This window comes from Vibrio sp. L5-1 (assembly GCF_021728315.1).
In the GTDB taxonomy this organism is placed as follows: Bacteria; Pseudomonadota; Gammaproteobacteria; order Enterobacterales; family Vibrionaceae; genus Vibrio; species Vibrio splendidus_K.
In genome coordinates this window covers 460,844-481,005 of sequence record NZ_JAKKCQ010000002.1, presented here as the reverse complement: position 1 = coordinate 481,005, position 20,162 = coordinate 460,844, and the positions used below count along the sequence as shown (strand labels likewise).

Annotated in this window: 17 protein-coding genes; 8 read left to right on the top strand and 9 right to left on the bottom strand. The window is 43.8% G+C overall.

Annotated elements, in window-relative coordinates; all coding sequences use genetic code 11:
* Positions 1–95: 95 nt before the first annotated feature.
* Positions 96–593, bottom strand: coding sequence for a response regulator (locus L3V35_RS08960; protein ID WP_146458092.1), 498 nt, complete (start codon positions 591–593; stop codon positions 96–98).
* Positions 586–2,529: an ATP-binding protein gene (locus tag L3V35_RS08955; protein ID WP_146458094.1), complete on the bottom strand. Its 1,944-nt coding sequence runs from the start codon at positions 2,527–2,529 to the stop codon at positions 586–588. The genes L3V35_RS08960 and L3V35_RS08955 overlap by 8 nt, the downstream gene beginning before the upstream one ends.
* 183 nt (positions 2,530–2,712) lie before the next feature.
* On the opposite strand from L3V35_RS08955, the gene L3V35_RS08950 reads away from it, so the two are divergent.
* Both L3V35_RS08950 and serC read left to right on the top strand, forming a co-directional pair.
* A complete protein-coding gene (locus L3V35_RS08950) occupies positions 2,713–3,975 on the top strand; it encodes a DUF945 family protein (RefSeq protein ID WP_171307730.1) in 1,263 nt (420 codons plus the stop codon).
* 162 nt (positions 3,976–4,137) lie between these two features.
* Complete coding sequence (serC, locus tag L3V35_RS08945) at positions 4,138–5,232, top strand: 3-phosphoserine/phosphohydroxythreonine transaminase (RefSeq protein WP_054546572.1); 1,095 nt, start codon at positions 4,138–4,140, stop codon at positions 5,230–5,232.
* Between the two features lie 77 nt (positions 5,233–5,309).
* Here serC and L3V35_RS08940 read toward each other — a convergent pair whose 3' ends face one another.
* Positions 5,310–6,122 carry a helix-turn-helix transcriptional regulator gene (locus L3V35_RS08940; RefSeq protein ID WP_237299402.1) on the bottom strand — a complete coding sequence of 271 codons (813 nt, stop codon included), beginning with the start codon at positions 6,120–6,122 and terminating at the stop codon, positions 5,310–5,312.
* A 134-nt stretch (positions 6,123–6,256) separates the two neighbouring features.
* On the opposite strand from L3V35_RS08940, the gene L3V35_RS08935 reads away from it, so the two are divergent.
* Positions 6,257–6,949, top strand: a complete 693-nt coding sequence (locus L3V35_RS08935) for an MOSC domain-containing protein (protein ID WP_237290632.1) — start codon at positions 6,257–6,259, stop codon at positions 6,947–6,949.
* A gap of 139 nt (positions 6,950–7,088) precedes the next feature.
* Here the strand turns inward: L3V35_RS08935 and L3V35_RS08930 are convergent, their stop codons facing one another.
* Together L3V35_RS08930 and L3V35_RS08925 are read right to left on the bottom strand one after the other, a co-directional pair.
* Complete coding sequence (locus tag L3V35_RS08930) at positions 7,089–7,805, bottom strand: 3'-5' exonuclease (RefSeq protein ID WP_237299401.1); 717 nt, start codon at positions 7,803–7,805, stop codon at positions 7,089–7,091.
* Between the two features lie 5 nt (positions 7,806–7,810).
* A complete protein-coding gene (locus tag L3V35_RS08925) occupies positions 7,811–9,700 on the bottom strand; it encodes a DUF294 nucleotidyltransferase-like domain-containing protein (RefSeq protein ID WP_004734701.1) in 1,890 nt (629 codons plus the stop codon).
* Between the two features lie 150 nt (positions 9,701–9,850).
* On the opposite strand from L3V35_RS08925, the gene L3V35_RS08920 reads away from it, so the two are divergent.
* The gene (locus L3V35_RS08920; protein ID WP_237299399.1) at positions 9,851–10,492 is read left to right on the top strand and encodes an outer membrane beta-barrel protein; all 642 of its coding nucleotides are present in this window, start codon (positions 9,851–9,853) and stop codon (positions 10,490–10,492) included.
* A gap of 167 nt (positions 10,493–10,659) precedes the next feature.
* Here L3V35_RS08920 and L3V35_RS08915 read toward each other — a convergent pair whose 3' ends face one another.
* The 3 genes from L3V35_RS08915 to L3V35_RS08905 form a co-directional block, all read right to left on the bottom strand.
* Positions 10,660–11,850, bottom strand: a complete 1,191-nt coding sequence (locus L3V35_RS08915; RefSeq protein WP_237299398.1) for an amino acid aminotransferase — start codon at positions 11,848–11,850, stop codon at positions 10,660–10,662.
* Between the two features lie 202 nt (positions 11,851–12,052).
* Positions 12,053–13,555, bottom strand: coding sequence for an HD domain-containing phosphohydrolase (locus L3V35_RS08910; protein ID WP_054546566.1), 1,503 nt, complete (start codon positions 13,553–13,555; stop codon positions 12,053–12,055).
* Positions 13,556–13,894: 339 nt separating this feature from the next.
* Positions 13,895–14,194, bottom strand: coding sequence for a hypothetical protein (locus L3V35_RS08905; RefSeq protein WP_017074608.1), 300 nt, complete (start codon positions 14,192–14,194; stop codon positions 13,895–13,897).
* 220 nt (positions 14,195–14,414) lie between these two features.
* Between L3V35_RS08905 and L3V35_RS08900 the strand changes: the two genes are divergently transcribed.
* The 4 genes from L3V35_RS08900 (at position 14,415) to L3V35_RS08885 (ending at position 18,399) form a co-directional block, all read left to right on the top strand.
* On the top strand, positions 14,415–15,818 hold the full coding sequence (locus L3V35_RS08900) for a PLP-dependent aminotransferase family protein (protein ID WP_171307725.1): 1,404 nt from the start codon (positions 14,415–14,417) through the stop codon (positions 15,816–15,818).
* 127 nt (positions 15,819–15,945) lie between these two features.
* Positions 15,946–16,152 (top strand): hypothetical protein, encoded by a 207-nt coding sequence (locus L3V35_RS08895; protein ID WP_004734707.1) that lies wholly within the window; start codon positions 15,946–15,948, stop codon positions 16,150–16,152.
* 407 nt (positions 16,153–16,559) lie between these two features.
* A complete protein-coding gene (locus L3V35_RS08890; RefSeq protein ID WP_171307832.1) occupies positions 16,560–17,237 on the top strand; it encodes a hypothetical protein in 678 nt (225 codons plus the stop codon).
* Between the two features lies 1 nt (position 17,238).
* Complete coding sequence (locus tag L3V35_RS08885; protein ID WP_146458110.1) at positions 17,239–18,399, top strand: trypsin-like serine protease; 1,161 nt, start codon at positions 17,239–17,241, stop codon at positions 18,397–18,399.
* 146 nt (positions 18,400–18,545) lie between these two features.
* On the opposite strand, the gene asnS is transcribed toward L3V35_RS08885, so the two are convergent.
* On the bottom strand, positions 18,546–19,946 hold the full coding sequence (gene asnS, locus L3V35_RS08880) for an asparagine--tRNA ligase (RefSeq protein ID WP_004734710.1): 1,401 nt from the start codon (positions 19,944–19,946) through the stop codon (positions 18,546–18,548).
* Positions 19,947–20,162 lie beyond the last annotated feature (216 nt).

The window sequence follows — 20,162 nt, the reverse complement described above, 5'->3', positions numbered from 1 at the left end:
TAAAAAATATACAATTTAGGCGCTGCTCTGCAACTGAGATCTCATGTTTATAGGACTATTCACCAAAATTTAAGGTCGATTCACAATGTATTAGGTTATTCACCAAAGCTTGTTCGCTTGTTTGCCATTGACGTGAGGATGCGCTCGGTATCTAAAATGGAAGTCCAGTTTAGCAATTGCTTGTCGTTTGCAATGACATAGTCGGTCAGTTGTTGAGTAATCGTGTCTCTGAGTTGATCACCTTGCCAAGGCTTAGAAATATAGAAATCAAGCGCAGCGTTGTTAATCGCGGTCACCGTATCTTCCAGGCCTGCTTGCCCTGTGAGCAGTAGTTTGCGTGTCGGCTTAGTGTAATCGTTCTGATTGAGCTCTATGAGAAAGTCGATACCGGTTTTGTCAGGCATGATGTGGTCGCACAAGATTAAGGCGAGTTTAATGCCATCTTGTCCCATTTCTTTGATTACCTGCTTGGCTTCATAGACCGATTCGGCGCCTTCAACAATAAAGTTTTCTTCAAATGGTGCTAAGTCTTGAAGGACACTGTTGAGGACTTCAGGCTCATCATCGACACATAAAATTAGGTACTTATTCATGAGGTGCTCCTTCTTGTTTGAATGGAAGCCACACTTGCATGTGTGTATGGCTGCCTACCTCAGACTCCACCAAAATAAACCCTTGATGAGCCGAAACGATTTGTTGAGAAATAGATAAACCAATTCCTAAACCAAAATTGCCTTCTTTTTTGGTCGTGAAATTTGGGTTGAAAATGGTGCTGATGTCTTCTTTCGCAATGCCATGGCCGGTGTCGGAGATTTCCACTACAAGAAATGTGTCGTCACCTTGCGTCTGTTGAGAGGTAGTGATTGACACTTTTCCTCGTTCAGAAAGGGCATCGAGTGCGTTAGAGATCAGGTTTGTCCATACTTGTTGTAGCGAGAGCGACTGGCACAATAAAGGCGGTAATTCGGTGTCGTAATGTTTTTCGAGTTGGTGATGTTTGAGTCTGTTTTCAAAGATCACTAAGGTATCTTCAAGCCCTTCGTGAATGTCTGCGTAGTGGCGAACCTCTTCATCTTCTCGGGCATAGCTTTTTAGGCTTTTAACCATATCGGCAATACGCTTGCTGCATACCTGAATTGAGCGGATAGAGTTTCCCACATAGTGGTAATGCTCTAAGTCATTGAGCAGCTCTTTGCCTGCGACAGGGGAGTCTTTTAGGGTATCTAAAACCGCCGAATCTTGGCTTAGGTTTAGTCTCACGGCTTTTTTGGCTAGCGCACGATCATCGATAGTAGAGGTGAGGTGCTTTACGAGTTGTCTTTCTTGAGCCGTTGATAGTGGCTTGGCTAACTTTGAATGCGCCAGCACGTCAGTCCCTTTATTCGATTCTGGGAGCGACGAGTTTACGAGTATCTGGTCGAGATGTTCAGACAAGGTTTCAATACTTCGTAGAATCGCAGCAATAGGGTTGTTCAACTCATGAGCAACGCCCGCGACAAGTTGCCCGAGCATCGCCATCTTCTCTTTCTCGATCAATTGTTGATGTGCAGACTCTAGTGACTCCAACGTTTGTTGCAGCTTGATTTTATTAGTGATACTTCTTTGCAAGCGGCGGTTAAAGTGACGGAGCAATAGATTGGTGAATAACGGCAGCAGGGTATTGTTTGAGTGCATTACCTGAGCAAAGCTATCTTTATCCAGTTTGATGACCCGTGTTTGCGTTAGGGTTATCGCGGTTGAGAACGAAGGTTCACCCGTCACAAACGACATCCCGCCGACAATGTTGCCCTTAGAGTGTCGTACCACTTCCCGCTGTTGCCCCAACTCGTCTTTTTTATAGAGAGCGGCTTCACCCTCAATGATCAGCCATAAAAAGCGATTGTCTTCACCTTCTACAGTGAGGAGATGTTCGGGTGAGTAGTCTCGAATAGCCTTAGTTTTGTCATCTTTTGAAAACACATCTTGTAATGCACTGACGACACGCTCTGCAAGGGCATTGTCAGAAAGCTGGTGGTAGTCGTGAATGAAACCTGATTGAAAAGAATGAATCTTTTGCTCGATGTGTGCTCTGAATAAGCGCTGTTGATCCAATGCGTCGCTGTAAGATAACAGGTTTTCTGAGTCGTATTGGATAACAAAAGAGGTCAGTTCTTTTTGCGCCGATTTGAATAGAACTTGATCTTGAACGGGTTTGGTTAGGCAGTGATTGAGCCGGCCTTCATTCACCGCGGTCAGAATGGATTGAATGTCTGACGAAGCGCTGACTAATATCGTTCTTGCGGTATTACTATGGGGCAGCTGTTCCAGTTCAATAAGAAATTGCACACCATTAAATCCAGAATGATGATGAGTGATCACTAAAGCAACGGTTTGGTGGTGATCATGGATATCTTCTAATGCGTGATGCGCGTCTTCTATGTTCTCGGCAGTATAAATATCGAATACAGAAGCTAACGGAGCCAGCTCCGAACGTATTCTTTCAATGCTAACCGGATTATTGTCCAAACAGATAACAGCGTATTGATTCACAGCTCAACCTTAATAGTAGCGACGTCTCTAGCCTAGCAAGAACCACTGAATAAGGATGAGAGCTAGCCGTTAATTTATTGAGGCAATCGAAGTATCGAGCAATAGACTGATTTAACTCAATGTTTCTTGTTTGCTACTGATGGGTTAGACTAAAAAAAACAGACTAGTGTAGAAAGAGAACTCATGGAACAGTTAAGAAAAATTGGTGCAATTGGCGGAGCAATCTCATTGGCACTTTGTTGGCCATTAGCGGTTGGGCAAATTGGACAAAATGCGATTACTGATGGCGTTGCAAAGCTTAACAATTCAAGCATTCAAGCTGAGATCGTGGAATACGATAGAGGTTACCTTTCTTCTACTGTAACCACTCGCGTAACTGTGACGGATGAGAGCTTGAAAGAGCAGCTTGCGCTCGATGGCTTACCAAGTGAGTTTGTCATTAATAGTGCGGTGAGCCATGGCTTAGTGAGCTTAAACGCGCTGTCGACGTTTGAGAATACTGACATTCTGCCTCTTACTCTGACTACCAGCACTGAACTAAACGGCAACACGGATTTCAACTTCGAGTTAAGCCAGTTCAATCACCAAGGCTCAGAAGAAAATGGTACCTCGGTATCTATCACGAAGTCGAATCTGTCTGGCCACGCCACTGTATTAGGGCAGGTTGATTACCAGCTTTCTATCCCATCGGTTCAAATTGATTTTGAAACGGGTGAAGAGGTGACACTCTCAAATCTAAAAGGTATTGGTTCAGGCCAGCAAGCAAAAGGTTACTGGTTAGGCACGCAGAATTTTACTATTGATAGCTTCTTGATTTCAGATTCTGCAATGCAGCCATTCATGACCATCGAAAACTCTAAGTACGATTTTGAATCGCATCTAGATGAAGCGACTAAGCGCTTGAGCAGCAGTCTTAAATTGGATGTCGCCAATATTGAGACCAACGAAGGCCAGTTGAACAATCTAAACGTCGATTTTGAAATGTCGAAACTGGACAGCCAGTCGTTTGAGAAAATCTTTGAAATTTACCAGGCGAATCCTGTTCTGACACAAGAAGATGTGGCTGAGATCATTCCGTTCATCGACGTACTGTTTGCTAAAGGCTTCGACCTTTCAATGAACAATATGTCGTTAGAATTAGGTAAAGGTCAGTTTGAATCTAAATGGTTGGTGAGCGTACCGGAAGGCACAGAAAACATCAGCAGTAACCCTTCAATGATTGTTCCTGCATTAACAGGTAATGTTCAATCTAGCTTCTCAAATGAGCTTGTTGAAGAATACCCTTTTATCCGTGAAGGTATCGACGAATTGATCGTGATGGAAATGATCAAGCAAACAGAAAGTGGTTATGAAATCACGGCTGACCTAGAGAATGGAAATCTAGTGTTTGAAAATGGACAAGAAATTCCATTAATTGCACTGCTTATGCCGGCTTTTGTTCAATAAAAAGAGTCGGGCTTAATACTGATAGGGCGATCTAACGGGTTAAGTTAAACATTTTGTACGGTACGAAACAAAAGAGGTCTTAAGACCTCTTTTGTTGTTTTTATGTTGGGTAAAACATGGTATTACTTGCTTAGTTATTATTTAGCAGGAGCAATTATCCCCATGGAACTTACATTAGATAACGTATTCAACTTTAGTGCTGGCCCAGCGGCACTGCCTAAACCGGTAATGAAACAAGCGCAAGCAGACTTCATTGATTGGAATGGTTTAGGCACTTCCGTTATGGAAATCAGCCATCGCAGCAAAGAGTTTATTCAAGTTGCCGATGAGTCTGAGCAAGACCTACGTGATCTTCTGAACATCCCAGACAACTATAAAGTTCTTTTCTGTCAGGGGGGAGCTCGTGCTCAATTCGCTGCTGTTCCTCTAAACCTTCTAGGTGACGCGACGAAAGCGACTTACATTGATGCGGGTTACTGGGCAGAAAGCGCAGTGACTGAAGCGAGCAAATATTGCGAAATCGATGTATTTAACGCGAAGACATCTATTGATGGCAAAGCGGCGGTTGTTCCGGCTAAAGATTGGAAAATCGACCCAGAAGCGGCGTACGTACATTTCTGTCCAAACGAAACCATCGATGGCATTGAAATCAGTGAGCTTCCTCAAACGGATAAGCCAATCGTCGCGGATATGTCATCTAACATTCTGTCTCGTAAGATCGATGTGTCTCAGTACGGTGTTATCTACGCGGGTGCTCAAAAGAATATCGGCCCAGCTGGTATCTGCATTGCTATCGTACGTGATGATCTACTAGAACTAGCAAACGAAGTATTGCCGAGTATTCTGAACTACAAAGTACTTGCTGAAAAAGACTCAATGTTCAACACACCGCCAACGTACGCTTGGTACCTATCAGGCCTTGTGTTCAAGTGGCTTAAAGCTCAAGGTGGCGTTGAAGCGATGGAGTTGGTGAACAAAGAGAAAGCGGCGTTGCTTTATAATGCAATTGATAGCTCTGCTTTCTACAAAAACGATGTTCACACCGCAAACCGTTCAAGAATGAACGTACCTTTCCAGTTGGCGAAACCCGAGCTAGACAGCAAGTTCTTAGAGCTGGCTGATACTGCAGGTCTGAAATCGTTAAAAGGTCACCGAGCGGTGGGTGGAATGAGAGCGTCACTTTACAATGCGATGTCTCTGGAAGGCGTTCAGGCACTAGTTAGCTTTATGAAAGACTTCGAAGAGAAATACGCTTAATAAGCGACCTAGATGTTTACCAGTGAAAAGAGGAGCTTAGGCTCCTCTTTTTGTTTCCTATAAATATAGAGGCCTAATTACCTTCTTCGACCACTAAAGCGAAACTGCTGCGGGGTTACATCAAAAGATGCCTTGAAAGCTTTAATGTAAGACGAGTCGTTTTGATAACCGACTTGATCAGCAATATTCTGGATTGAGAACTCTTCATCCAACAAAGACAACGAGTAAATCAGGCGGATTTGTTGTCGCCATAACTGAAATGACGTGTTGAACTCTTTTGAGAATAAGCGCGATAAGGTTCGCTCTGATGCACCGACTTTACCTCCCCATTCCTTCAACGAAAAGTGCAACGTTGGTGCCTCTGTCAGCGCTTCAAAGATAAGCTTCAATCGTCGGTCTTCGGGTAGCAACAATTGATAGGTCTGAACGTTGTCTTTCATGATCTGATCGTGCAATACCGAGAGCAATCGCGATACCTCTTCATCACTCACTAATCCTTCGCACTGTCTGCGAATTTCCTGCAATAACTCATTCAAAAACGGCGTCAGGGTAATGGTTCGCACTTGAGGCTCATACTCAATACCAAAGGCTGGATTAAGGTAAATACCGACAAACGTCGTATGGCTCAATGCGATAGATTCATGTTGAATCCCTGCAGGCACAAACAAAGCAGAAGTATGGGGCACAAGATGCTGGTAGTGATCGGTTTTCGTTTGCAATAGGCCTTTGAGCGGGAAAATCACTTGATGCCACGTATGTTGGTGCATTACATCGACGTAGCCCTTGGGCATATCGATGGTCTTCACTAACGCTGGTGAATTAGGATTAGCGACCATCATCTCATTTGAGTTGATGATTCCGGAGTGAGAATCTATTTGGCGGGTTAGCATGGTTAAGTGTCGTTATGTCCCTATTGTGACATTGGTTTGTTAGATTATCATGCTTGGCGTAGTGAATGAAATCGAGTTATCGTGTCGTTTGTCTCACGCAGTTCAGAAAATAAGTTTAGGTAAAAGGGAAAGATATGAAGAAGTTAGGCTTAGTAAATAGCGTATTGGTAGGTAAAACTGTTGCCTTTGCACACGGTGCAAATAGTGCCATCAACAAGCAGGTTTCACCTGAGCGTCAGCATGCCACAGAACTTGGTTTTACCAATGATGAACAAGGCGACCCTCGCTTTCACGGTGGTATTCAAAAAGCCCTTCATATCTACCCAAGCGAGCACTACCCAGTTTGGCAGGAAGAGTTAGGTGACAAAATCATCTTTCAATCTGCAGGCGCATTTGGCGAGAACCTAAGCTCAAGCGGCGTCACGGAGCATTCCATTTGCTTGAAAGATAAGATTCGTATTGGTTCAACATTGTTGGAAGTCTCGCAAGGGCGCATGCCGTGCTGGAAGCTGAACGTGAGATTCGATCAAAATGATATGGCAAGAAGGCTGCAAGATACGCTAAGAACTGGCTGGTATTTCCGTGTATTGGAAGAGGGTGATATCGGCGCTGGAGATGAGATCATTCTATGTGAAAGACCTTATCCAGAATGGCCGTTAACTCGCATCATGGGGGCGGTGTTTACAGGTTGTTTGGATAAACAAGAGCTCAAAGAATTGGCGGAGCTACCTTTAGTCGAATCTTGGGGAGCACTTATAGATCGTCGCCTTGAAACTGGCAAAGTCGAAGATTGGGAAATGCGATTAGTTGGTCCGACAGCGAAGTAAGCTTTTCCTAATACGCAAAAACAAAACGCTCACTATTTAGATAATGTGAGCGTTATGAGTATTAAGGTGTAAAACGGCTAATGGCTAATGGCTAATGGCTAGTCGCTTCACGTACGATTTAAACAGTATTTAAATCTAGCTATAACCAGAAATCTTTAACCGGCATGTCAGGGCTAAAATGATGCGCAATCTGCGCTTGTAGTAACTCTGCGGTTGCAATTGCATCCGTTAATGCATGATGCGGCGTGTAGTCCGGCAAGTGGTATCGACGGCGACTCTGACCAAGCCTTACTGATGCTGGTTTCTTTCCTTTGAGCTTATTCCATAAGCCGCCAGCCAGTTTGTTCTGGATTTGAGATTCAATCTCGAGTGTGTCGAGGACTGGAAATTCGATCCCTTCACCTAATCTCACTTTCAGTGCGTTATCCAAGAAATCACGCTCGATACGACGGTAATGAACCACTGGGATGTGACCCGCCAGTGATTCTAATATCTCATCTAACACCTCGCTAAGGTCTGGCGCGTCAATGATGTCGTTGTGAGTGATGCCATGAATAACCACAGAGTCTTCTTCTAATTTCTGCTTTGGTCTCAGTGTCCAGTGTTTGGCTTGTCGTAAGTAAATACGATTTAGCGTAAACGGGACAAGGCCAATGGTAATGATGCCATCTTTGTTTGGGTTTAAACCCGTAGTCTCAAAGTCGACAGCTAAGAAGGTTATTTCTGATAGTGGCGTATCAGGTGCAGGAAGAGGTTGGCTATAAAATTGCTTTAAGCGCTCGTCTCTCGCTCGTTCCAGCTTTTGAGCAAACTTAAATGGCCAGTCGACCGCAGGTGATCTGAATAGTTTGTTCATAGGCCCTACTTAAACTTATTGCTGGCTTGATAACGGAACTTAAGGAAGTTCTGCGCATTACTTAATATTTGGAATGCGTCCTTTAGGTTGCGTCGCTCGAAGTCAGATAGGTTCTCTGGCTCAATGTTGTTATCCGGTTCTATGTTGTTGTCGACATCGTGTGCCTGGTGGCGAATACGAACTAAGGAGATAAACTCCATCGCATCTTTCAAATCTTGAGCTCGGCCTTTTGGCAGAATACCTGCGTCGATAATGTCATCCAAACGTTCGAATGAGTTCTTCGAACGAGATGCTACCGCCAAAGAGTGAACACGAATTAGATCGGCAAGTGGTGCGGTACCACGACGTTTAAGGTTGATCGAGTTGTTATGACGACCATCTTTTTCCATAACGAAATCTTTGAAGAACCCGAGTGGCGGTGTGCGGTTAAGCGCATTACGAGCAAGACATGCTAAGAAACGGTTGTTCTTACGTGCTCGGCGAACAATAAAGCTGTTCAGTTGTTCCGCCCATTTCAAGCGGCCGTAGACACCGTCTAAATCAAAGAAGATAGAAGCGTTCAATAGCGCTTTCGGGTTTGGATCATCAATCCAATCGGCAAAGCACTCTTCCCATTGGCGACGAGTCATACGCCACGTTGGGTTGGTGGCCATGATGTCACCAGTACAATACACGTAGCCACACTGATCTAAGCCATCACAAATGAAGGTTGATAACTCTTCAAAGTATTTACCGTGCTTTTTCTCGTCGTAGGTGTCATCAAGAATAATGGCGTTGTCTTGGTCAGTAACGAGCAACTGCTCATCACGTCCCATCGAGCCGAGTGCAAGGAAACAATAAGGAATGGGCGCTTTACCTAATTTCTCTTCACCTAGCTCAATAATACGTTGCTTAAAGCTACGGCCGATTACCGACATTGCGGTACCCACCATGTGGGCGTTGGCATCTTCGTTTACTAGGCGAACGAAGCTGTCTTTTACTTGCTCAGAAAGTACTTTAAGATCTTCAATGCTTTGTTGCTGGAAGATGCTGCTTACCAATAACAGCGAGTTTTGAGACTCGTAGCGAACAATATCGGTCGCTTCGATAATACCGATAGGTTTCTTATCTTTAAGCACTGGCAAGTGGTGCACGTTGTAGCGAAGCATAGTCATCATTGCTTCATATACATAGGCATTGTGGTCGAGTGAGATAACCTCTGGTGTCATCACACTGGATACTTCATCTGATGGGTCAAGGCCTTCGGCTAGAACGCGAGTACATAAGTCTCGGTCGGTAATGATGCCGATAACAGGTGTTGAATCGTCTTCATCATCTTCAACAATATCAGGGTCGATGATCAGTAGAGAAGAGACATTGTCTTCTGCCATCATGGTTGCTGCTTGTTGGATGGTGCGCGTTTTCTCGATCATCGGCGCTTCGCTGGTCAAGAGCGTTTTGACCTTAGATGTCGATAAATCGTTGGCGTCGTTGCTGTCTGAGTTTGCTTGGCGAAGTCGCGCGTTATCTTCCACCTCGACAAAGTCGGCGAATGAATCATAGTTGTCGTAGAGCTCTTGGAAAATCGGCTCAGGGATGCAGTAGAGAAGGGTATCTTCGGTCGCTTTAACTGGGAAGCGAACTTTGTTGTTGGTCAGCAGCCCCATTTGTCCAAACACATGCCCTTCATCAAGGCGATTATAGAGTTCGCCCTTACGACGATAGACTTCAACTTCGCCACTTCGAACGATGTAGAGATCATGAATTTGATCACCAAAGTGAATGATAGGGGTATCTTGGCGGTAATAAGAAATTTCCACACTACTGGTCACTTTCACCAATATCTCTTCAGGAAGTTCAGAGAAAGGGGGGTATTGTGCCAGAAAGTTTTGAATCTCTAATAACTCAGCATCCATAATGATCATCCATTGGTTTGTATGATTTCATGGTACAACATTTGATAATAATTTTCCGGCACAAATCAATCTGTGAGCTAAAACCTTTTTAAAGTCTTATGGATAGACTAATCTTTCAGTTAACGGAGTGACAGTTGAAGGATGATAGGAATGTCGAAGTGGAAGCTTAGTTTGGTACCTGTAGTTTTTATGTTTTCTCCAAGTTTGTGGGCGGACACTAACGCGGTGGATATTCTTGATTATGACCATATATATGCCACCGCGCATTCGGGCAGTTTAAATGAAGATGCAGGTGGCAATAATAATGCCTCATCGTATGGATTAGGCGTCAGTTACGCGATGACGGATGATTGGTTGTTGTTGGGCGACTACAGTGCGCGCTTTATTCACCCGGATGACACGACAACTCGAATTGATACGCTTATGCCAGGTGTTGGTTACCGTTACAGCATTAAGAAAGATTTAGATATAGTGGCTTACTACCTGCTTGGTATCACTAAGGGGGAGGTGGAAGATAACGATACCAACCGAACTGAGTCTTCAGATACCGAGTTTATCCAAGGGATTAAAGCCGAACTTAACTATGGCTTCGCCAAACGCTGGATTGCGAACGGTAGTGTGCAAGCAAATCGCAGTGACCTGTTTGATGAAGAGATCTATCACCTAGGTTTACGCTATCTGGTGACCAACAAGTTTGCGATTGGTGGCTCTTATCAACACCGAGATGGCGAAGGTAAGATTCGTAGTGAGCGTACTAACGAGCTAGGTGTAGAGTTCTTCTTAGAGTACTAACCAGTAACGCAGAGGCTAAGCGTTAGTACACAGAGACTAAGTGTTAGTAACGAAAAGGCTAAGTGCCTTAATAGCTCTTATATACAAAGAGACAGACACAAAAAAGCCAGCTTAATCGCTGGCTTTTGCATACCTATAGGTCGACAGATAAAGGTTTCGCTTTTCGATTAAAGAACCGCAGCAAGACCTTTACATAGAGGACCCATGTTTGACTTAGTCATGCCAGCAACACTGATACGGCCAGAACCAACAATGTAGATAGCGAATTCGTCTTTCAGGCGAGTTACTTGCTCTTTGCTTAGGCCAGAGAACGAGAACATGCCGTTTTGGCGCTCGATGAATGTAAAGTCTGCATCAACACCTTCAGATTTCAATGTTGTTACGAATAGCTCACGCATCTCTTGGATACGGTCACGCATTTCTGCCACTTCCGCTTCCCATTCAGCACGTAGATCAGCATCACCAAGGATGTGAGTTACTACAGCACTACCGTGCGCTGGTGGGTTAGAGTAGATAGAGCGGATGATGCTCTTAACTTGAGAGAACGCTGTCGTTGCTACGCCTGCAGATTCTGCAACTAGAGTGAATGCGCCCACACGCTCGTTGTACAAGCCGAAGTTCTTAGAGAATGAGCTAGCAACAAGGATCTCTTTGTTGTACTGAGCAAAAATACGTAGACCAGCTGCATCTTCTTCAACGCCTTTTGCAAAACCTTGGTAAGCAAAATCGAATAGAGGTAGCAGTTTCTTCTCAGCAACCAGTTTAGCCAGCACTTCCCACTCGTCAGTTGTTGGGTCGATACCTGTTGGGTTGTGACAGCAGCCGTGAAGAAGAACGATATCACCTTCAGAAGCTTTCTCTAGGTCAGCAACCATGCCTGAGAAGTCTTTGTCTTTTGTTTCAGCATTGTAGTAGCTGTATTGAGCTGTCTCGATACCCGCGGCAGCGAAAACGCCGTTGTGGTTTGCCCAAGTTGGGTTACTGATCCAGATTTTAGCATCGCCTAGTTGGCGCTTGATGAATTCGCCAGCAACGCGAAGTGCACCAGTACCACCAGGAGCTTGTGCAGTTTTCGCGCGTTGAGACGTTACGATCTCTGCGTCTGAACCGAAAAGAAGCTTCTGAACAGCTAGGCCGTACTCAGCTGTACCTTCAATTGTCAGATAAGATTTGGTTTTTTCGCTTTCAAGAAGTGCAGCTTCTGCTTTCTTTACTGTTTTAAGTACAGGCGTTTGGCCAGCTTCATTTTTGTAGATGCCAACACCAAGGTTGATTTTCTCTGCACGAGAGTCTTTTTTAAACTCTTCAGTAAGGCCGAGGATAGGATCGGCGGGAGCAGCTAACACTTTTTCAAACATAATCTTCATCCATGTCAATTGAGAGGGGATAGTATCTATGGGTAGTTATACCTGTATGGAATTTTTAAGACAATACGAAGTGAACAGAAAGGCCAAAAAAAATCCATTTCAATCAGATTTATTGACTAAAGAGGGTATTTGATAACAAAACACCCTACGGATTAACCTATAGGGTGCAAGAAGTTAGTGGTTTTAATATAGATTAGGCTGGTTGAGCAATAAAGCTTTCACGCTCGAGTTCACTTGGTACATTTTTGCCATCTTTGTAGGTCGCGGCAATCGAAACAAACTCTTGTTCGACAGCCAGAAAAGCTTGGACAACTTGCGGATCAAAATGCGTCCCATTGCCCTCTAAGATAATCTGCTTAGCTTGTTCATGAGTAAAGGCTGGCTTGTAGACTCGTTTTGATATTAACGCGTCATAAACATCGGCTAATGCCATTAAGCGACCGGATAATGGAATGTCCTCACCAGACAGCTGATTTGGATAACCGCTGCCATTCCATTTTTCATGGTGAGTCAGTGATATTTCTTTTGCGACTTTTAAGAAAGAGCAGCTTCCCAACTGCTTTTCTGCGATAGACAAGGCTTCAGCGCCAATTGCAGGGTGGCCCTTCATTATTTCAAATTCTTCGTCGGTTAATTTCCCCGGTTTTAGTAAAACATTGTCAGGGATACCCACCTTGCCGACGTCATGCAGGGGAGCCGACTTATAAAGCAACTCGATATAATTTGGTGTTAACAAAGTAGAGTGCGTTTCAGATTTGCTGAGTTCTTGTGCGAGTACCTTAACGTATTCTTGGGTTCTTAGAATATGGGCGCCAGTTTCATTGTCTCGAGATTCTGCGAGTGCAGACAGGCTTACAATTGCAACATCACGGGTAGTTTTGACTTCGTTTTGTGCGGTTTCGAGGCTATCAAGCATGGTGTTGGTCATTGACGCCATAGAACCCAGTTCGTTATAGCCAAAAATAGGCAAACGAACGCCGTGCTCGCCTTTAGTTACCTTGTTCAACGCGTGTTCTTGGCTCAGGAGAATGCGTTTAATCAACTTGCTCCACAATGTCATGATGGTTATTGCGTATCCACCAAGCACCAACGCAAGGTAGATGAACTCTTTAATCACGCTGACTTTACCTGTGCCGTCCAGTAAGCGAGCTGGGTTATGTTCTAACCAAAAGATATCTTTAACGGCAACCATCGTCAGCATGGTGGTCAGCGTGATCAGAAGTACGATGACTAAACCGACCATTTGTTTAACTAATGAACTTCGTTCGCCAATCAGTTGGAAGTCAAACTGCCCAGAATGTTCCATTTTATCCATTTGCGTAAGTTTAGCTTTCAACTGAAGAATGCTTCCAGTAAAGAAGCCAAATAACGTCATTCCAAAGAGCACTTTTAAATTGCTATCGATGGTGAAGTCATAACTTAAGTTGTAATAAAGCGCAAAAGGGACACTAGCAGCAAAAAACAACAAGGTGTCTAGCTGCGCAAACCGACCTTGTTTAACTAAAGCATGGCGGGCTAATAGGTAATGGCGCGCAAACCAGACTAAGGCAAAAACGACACTCACTTGAGTGAAAATTTCTAACGTCGTTAAGGTGTCGAGCATAGGGCATACCCGACTGCCATAGGTGCCAAAAAGCACACCAGCGATGGCATATAGCTGGGTTGTTAGCGATTGATTATAGTTTGATGTATCCATCGATAAGCCTTTGTTCAGTTTCGTTTCTGGTCTGTATAATTCTTACTAGATTCACGAGTTTTAAGTACGCATATTTTACTTTGCAAGACGCATTGCTTGCTTTGAAATATACATAACTTGAATGACTTGCGTAAATAGGACCAGAAATTCTATCGATAGCTTTCGCTGAATGATACAAGAAATTGGTGTGTGTAAGTGATTTGTTAACTAAGTGAGGATTATTGCAGCATTACTATGCGTATATGTGAATAACCTCGATTGAGATTCGAGGCTATTCAGTGATCGATCTTGGCTTGCTCGTTCGTGAAAACAGTCAAAGCCGATACGCCTCATTGCGTATTATTTTTTTAGATTGATTTCAGCTTCAATAGAGCTTGTTTCAATATCAGGATGAGACGCCAGTTTGTCGGTTGCCCACTGGTTTAGGTGCTTAAGAATTGCAGATACCGCGTGTTTCTGAGTTGGAGCTTTATCTTGGTCGATGTCGATTTTCTGCTTTGGATGTGAACCTGTCGCATCTTCAGCGATATGTAGCCAATCTGGGTGCCAGTAGTATGGCTGCCCACTTGGTGTTGTCCAACTATGAACACCGTTTGACTCTCCTTTATAACTTAGTTGGTCTGCTTCTATTTTTTTCATTGTTATCTCGCATGTTTTTTGGGTTACATCAAATTATAGAGGCGTAGAGCGAACTTGGCTCCCGCCTTGGTTACAAACTTAGCAAAGCATACAAAGTTATCTGTGAACCAATTCACACTATTATAGAAATTAGGTCCAATCATATGGATAGCAGCAATAGTTGTTAACGTTAGTGATAAAATCCTCGGCTTATTAGAATTTATCTAGGTAGTACAATTAGATGGCGCGTTATGAAGAGCTTGCAAAGGATATTCGAACTCAGATCGCTAATAACACTTGGCGATCCGGAGAGAAGATCCCTTCGGTACGCATGAGTTGTCGAAATTACAACGTCAGTAATAGTACTGTCTTACAAGCCTACCAATTGTTAGAAAGCGAAGGGTGGATCATCGCTAAGCCTCAGTCGGGCTACTTTGTTGCACCACGTGTGGACGGCGTTGATTATGAACTGCCGTTAGTACACCAAAAGAAAGCCATTAATGATCGCTTATTCGACTTTTTGAAGTCGAGTTCCGCAGAAGGTGTGATTCCTTTTGGCTCAGCATTCCCAGACCCTGATCTGTTTCCTTTACCTACCTTGACCCGAAATCTCGCGAGTGCTGGCAGAAAAATGACTGGCGCGAGTGTCATTAATAATCTGCCACCGGGCAGTGAGTCCTTAAGAAGACAAATCGCGCAGCGTTACCTGCAACAAGGCATTACGGTTAACCATCAAGATATCGTGATTACCTCTGGCGCAATGGAAGCGCTTAACTTAAGCCTGCAAACGGTTACTAAGTCGGGTGATAATGTTGTGATTGAATCTCCTGCTTTCTATGGTGCTTTACAGGCCGTTGAGAGGTTAGGGCTTAACCCTATTGAAGTGGATGTATGCCCTGTTAATGGGTTGAATCTCCAACAGTTTGAACACGCGTTGAAAACTCAAAACGTGAAAGCGTGTTGGTTGATGACAACCTTTCAAAACCCGACGGGAACAAGTTTGTCTGAAGAGGCGAAGCGCCGTGTGGTTGAGATTGCAGAACAACACGAAACCTACATTATTGAAGATGACGTATATGGTGACCTCTACTTCGAAGGGCATAAACCCAAGCCACTAAAAGCCTTCGATAAGACCGATTCTGTTCTGCTTTGTGGTTCGTACTCAAAAAGTCTGTGTCCGGGTTATCGGGTCGGCTGGGTTGTGAACACGCGTTTCAATGATGCCATTCAAAAGCTGCAACTTCTTTCTACACTGTCGAGTAGTGCGCCTGTTCAACTTGGCGTCGCACACTTCTTAACACATGAAAGCTACGACAATCACCTTCGTAAATTACGTAAAAATCTTCTAGTGAGAAAAGAGCGATTCATTGAGGTCATCAAGCAGTACTTCCCGCATTCCGTCGAGATTGAAGAACCGGCTGGTGGATACTTCATATGGATTCGTCTTTCCGCCAAATTCGACAGTCAACAATTTTACCAACTAGCGATTGCTCAGGGGATCAGCGTCGCTTCAGGCGATCTGTTTAGTGAGCAGGGCAGAGTAGATAACGCGATCAGATTGAACTTCTCTTATGAACTCACAGAAGAGAAAGAACAAGCACTAATCTTGCTTGGCAAACTGGCACATCAACTTACGCATTCGTAAAATCTTAAGTCACTCATAAAACAGACAATGATTTCAACTGTACGGATTGTTTCTGGTGCAACTGTACGCCTTGTACAACAAAGAGTTGTGATTCAATACAGTTAGACCAAATATTGGAGATACCGTTATGTTGAAAATGACTATGGGAAATGAAGTTAAGCTGATTATCGTCGCGATTGTGTGTGCGCTTCTGCTTATTCTCGGCCACGTATTGCTGGCAAAAGCCTTCGCTGATATGGCTTGGGCTGAATATACAACAGCGGCTATCCCGTTCGTTATGATGGCAATCTGCGGTCTCGCGATAAAATACGCTATCGACCAAGATGTCGATTAAGCCGATTATCCAGTCGAATTATTTTAAGCCCTGCCAGAATTTGGCAGGGCTTTTTTGTTTCAAATAACCTGAATTTTTGAATAATGGCATCAAACCTGAGCTCTGAAGGCTATCTCATACTTTAATGCCACAGGCTTTGTAAGTCTGTGTAAGCGCGAAATGGTGATTATTTGGAATATGCATCACCTTTAGTCAAAAACTTGGCTTATTGGTTGTGCTGGGAAATAACTAGAGCCTACCTTTCATTGCTATATATTCACGTCAATTATTGGTCGCTGTGCGATAAAAGTGACCCAGTTAAGGGCTTACAGTACCTTACAGGTTTAAATTCCCCATTTATTACAATTGGTTATGACTAATTGAGGTGCGGGATTATGAGATTGAAATATACAAAAACAAACCTGTGCATGTTGGCTTTGTTAGCCACCAATGCTTCAGCAAGCGAACTCCATGTTGATTTGAATCGACTAAGCAATTTTTCGGAAGTTGGTACGAATAGATTGTCTATTTCCAGTGAATTTATCGGCTATGAGCTTGATGAGGGAAAGTATCGTTACGCAAGAGAGGTGGATCTAAACGGCTTAGATTGGGCTTTTCTTTATGGAGAGCATCAAAGAAAAGATAAACCCAATAGCGCCTTAATTGGTGATGTGAAGGTTATTGGTGATTTAAAACAAGTCGCTAATTCAGAGACTAAAAATGCAGTTGGCAATCGTTACTACTGGCAAGACGGCGACTCTACGGATTATAACCAAGAGCTGGCTTTTTCAGGTTTGCTTGTTGGTTCTAGTGGTTTTTCTTTTGACGTTCAGCCGAGTAAAGAAGGGCGATTTTCTGTAGAGCTTTATACACATAATTGGCTGTCTTCTGCTGATGTGACGGCATGTATTAACAAGCAATGCATCACAATTAAAAATGACATTTCATTTCACATGACCAGTGTTAAAAATACGATTGTTTTCGAATCTCAATCGCCAGATGACATCGTAGAAATCTCATATTCACGCCAATATAGGCAGTTTGATTTTGAATCGAGACAAGGCTATCACGCTATTGAGGCTATCCAGTTGAGAGAGGTTGAGTAACATGAAAAGAATCATTCTAGCATCAGCAATTGTAGCGACTTTTTCTGCTCACTCAGGTCTCGGGAAAATGGATCGTTCGGTCACTCAACACAAAACGTTCGCTCTACAAACTCAGTTCGATTTTGCATGTCATATGAATGCAGGCTCGGCAACGTTGATTGACCCTTACTGGGTGATAACGGCAAATCACGTATCAGGCTCTAAAAGTGAAGGGTATGAAAATGCAGTAACTTGCTCTTCTTATGAAAAAGATGAGAACGGTAAATACAACGTTATTCATACATCACGTGCGACTACTGACCCTGATGGTGAGTGGGGGGAGTATGAATTTACCGATGGCATTTATGATTTCGCTCTGGTGCGCTTAGACACGCCAATAACCGGTATTAAACCTGCGAAGTTACCAGAGAAAGGGATGTTCGATCATTCAGAGGTTTATGAAGTAAATAGCGTTGGCTTTGGCAACTACAACGGCCGTAATGGCGGAAAGAAATTTGTTAAGTACAATGACACAGATAAGAAATGGTTAGCTGAATATAAATATAACCCGGTGATCATGCCTCAAAGTGATTTGCAGTGGCTGATCATCCATGGCGACTCAGGTTCAGGCATTACGATTGAACGAGACGACGAGTTTTACATTATTGGAGAAATTGGCCTTCAATATTATGGCGAGCTTGGTTGGCAAGATACCTTTGATGATGTTTTGGGGAGATTAGATTCCTTAAACAAGGATATGAGAACGCATGGGTTTAGTTACTCGAAGCCAGTAAATCTTGGTGACGTAAGATGGACGCCAACGACCCAGAACAGTATCGAAGATCTTCATGCCTTTTACAGCTACTGGAAAGCTGGAAGTATGGACTTTAATGGTACTTATTGGACGAAGGATGGCGGTATTTACAACACCGCTTATGCGCAAGAAGGTGAAACGTACACTTTTGAAACTGTCATTCCTGCAAACCCAAAAGCGCCCGCTTTTGATGTGTTTGTAAATGGTCGTCAGGTTGCTCATAACATTAGGGCGGATAAGGATAGTTTATTCTTTAAAGTGAATGCTTTTGAGCAAAAGGGTGATCAGATGGTGATTGAATTTAAGCCGCTAGAACAGACGGGCGAGAAGATACTTTTAGATCACTTTTTGGTTCGTACTGTCGAGTAGATTGAGCAGTTAAGCTTTTATCAGTAGGCGCTTATCAATGGCGCTTATGAACATGCCCTTATAAATGAGCGCGTATAAAAAAACCTCCGTATATACGGAGGTTTTTATCTATCTATACTGACTTCTCTGAAAGAAGAAAGCTGAGATTAGAAGTTAGCAGAGCGTGGCGTACGTGGGAATGGAATCACGTCACGAACGTTGCCCATACCTGTTACGTAAGATACTAGACGCTCGAAGCCAAGACCGAAGCCTGCGTGTGGCACGGTGCCGTATTTACGTAGGTCGCGGTACCAGCTCATGTGTTCTGGGTCGATACCCATGCCAATCATGCGCTCGTCTAGAATGTCTAGACGTTCTTCACGTTGTGCACCACCGATGATTTCACCGATGCCTGGTGCAAGTACGTCCATTGCTGCAACTGTTTTACCGTCGTCGTTTAAGCGCATGTAGAAAGCTTTGATGTCTTTCGGGTAGTTCTTAACGATAACAGGAGCTTTAAAGTGCTCTTCAGCTAGGTAACGCTCATGCTCTGAAGACATGTCGATGCCCCACTCAACGTCGAATTCAAATTTCTTACCAGAATCTAGTAGGATTTGGATTGCGTCAGTGTAGTCAACCTGTGCGAAATCAGCGTCTACGAATTGCTCTAGACGAGTGATTGCTTCTTTGTCGATGCGAGAAGCGAAGAACTCAAGGTCGTCGCGGCGCTCTTCAAGAACAGCAGCGAAAACGTACTTAAGCATGTCTTCAGCCAGTTTTGCTACATCGTCAAGGTCTGCAAACGCAACTTCAGGCTCAACCATCCAGAACTCAGCTAGGTGGCGGCTTGTGTTTGAGTTTTCAGCACGGAACGTAGGACCGAAAGTGTAAACCTTGCTTAGTGCACAAGCGTAAGCTTCAGCATTAAGTTGGCCAGATACAGTTAGGAAAGTCTCTTTACCGAAGAAATCTTCGTTGAAATCAACTTTGCCTTCGTCAGTGCGAGGTAGGTTTTCCATGTCTAGCGTAGATACGCGGAACATTTCACCAGCGCCTTCTGCATCAGATGCAGTGATAAGCGGTGCTGAAGTCCAGAAGAAACCTTGCTCGTGGTAGAAACGGTGAATCGCTTGCGATAAACAGTTACGTACACGTGCTACTGCGCCGATCACGTTTGTACGTGGGCGTAGGTGAGCAACTTCACGAAGGTATTCGATAGAGTGACGTGTCTTAGCCATTGGATAAGTGTCAGCGTCTTCAACCCAGCCTACAACTTTAACGTCAGTTGCTGCTAGTTCGAAGTCTTGACCTTTCGCAGGAGACTCAACAATCTTACCAGTTACTTCAACAGAGCAGCCAGTTGTTAGCTTTAATACTTCGTCTTCGTAATTATTAAGATTATTAGGAACCACGGCCTGAATCGGGTCGAAACAAGAGCCGTCATAAATGGCAAGGAAAGAGATTCCAGCTTTGGAATCACGACGTGAACGGATCCAGCCGCGAACAGTTACTTCACTGTCTACCGCTAGCTTGCCGCCAAGTACGTCTGTTACAGGCGCGTAAGTCATGTTGATTTCATTCTCCATTGAGGGACAAATTCAACTCAAAGGTACTGGCATTAATACAAACAAATAGACATTTGCATAATAATTAGCCGAAACATTGAGTTGTATAAACTTTTTAAATCGATTGAACATATTACCTGTCATACAGACAGCTTCAACCTTTATTCTTGCTCGACGAAAGAAATATTGTGTCTACAGACAAGAAAAACCACTAAGGGT

Coding starts and splice junctions, on each gene's coding strand:
- L3V35_RS08930 (WP_237299401.1), bottom strand. CDS start 7,805: ATGAACAAACTATTCAGATCACCTGCGGTCGACTGGCCATTTAAGTTT.
- serC (WP_054546572.1), top strand. CDS start 4,138: ATGGAACTTACATTAGATAACGTATTCAACTTTAGTGCTGGCCCAGCG.
- asnS (WP_004734710.1), bottom strand. CDS start 19,946: ATGACTTACGCGCCTGTAACAGACGTACTTGGCGGCAAGCTAGCGGTA.
- L3V35_RS08895 (WP_004734707.1), top strand. CDS start 15,946: ATGTTGAAAATGACTATGGGAAATGAAGTTAAGCTGATTATCGTCGCG.
- L3V35_RS08885 (WP_146458110.1), top strand. CDS start 17,239: ATGAAAAGAATCATTCTAGCATCAGCAATTGTAGCGACTTTTTCTGCT.
- L3V35_RS08940 (WP_237299402.1), bottom strand. CDS start 6,122: ATGCTAACCCGCCAAATAGATTCTCACTCCGGAATCATCAACTCAAAT.
- L3V35_RS08960 (WP_146458092.1), bottom strand. CDS start 593: ATGAATAAGTACCTAATTTTATGTGTCGATGATGAGCCTGAAGTCCTC.
- L3V35_RS08905 (WP_017074608.1), bottom strand. CDS start 14,194: ATGAAAAAAATAGAAGCAGACCAACTAAGTTATAAAGGAGAGTCAAAC.
- L3V35_RS08935 (WP_237290632.1), top strand. CDS start 6,257: ATGAAGAAGTTAGGCTTAGTAAATAGCGTATTGGTAGGTAAAACTGTT.
- L3V35_RS08915 (WP_237299398.1), bottom strand. CDS start 11,850: ATGTTTGAAAAAGTGTTAGCTGCTCCCGCCGATCCTATCCTCGGCCTT.
- L3V35_RS08950 (WP_171307730.1), top strand. CDS start 2,713: ATGGAACAGTTAAGAAAAATTGGTGCAATTGGCGGAGCAATCTCATTG.
- L3V35_RS08900 (WP_171307725.1), top strand. CDS start 14,415: ATGGCGCGTTATGAAGAGCTTGCAAAGGATATTCGAACTCAGATCGCT.
- L3V35_RS08910 (WP_054546566.1), bottom strand. CDS start 13,555: ATGGATACATCAAACTATAATCAATCGCTAACAACCCAGCTATATGCC.
- L3V35_RS08890 (WP_171307832.1), top strand. CDS start 16,560: ATGTTGGCTTTGTTAGCCACCAATGCTTCAGCAAGCGAACTCCATGTT.
- L3V35_RS08920 (WP_237299399.1), top strand. CDS start 9,851: ATGTCGAAGTGGAAGCTTAGTTTGGTACCTGTAGTTTTTATGTTTTCT.
- L3V35_RS08925 (WP_004734701.1), bottom strand. CDS start 9,700: ATGGATGCTGAGTTATTAGAGATTCAAAACTTTCTGGCACAATACCCC.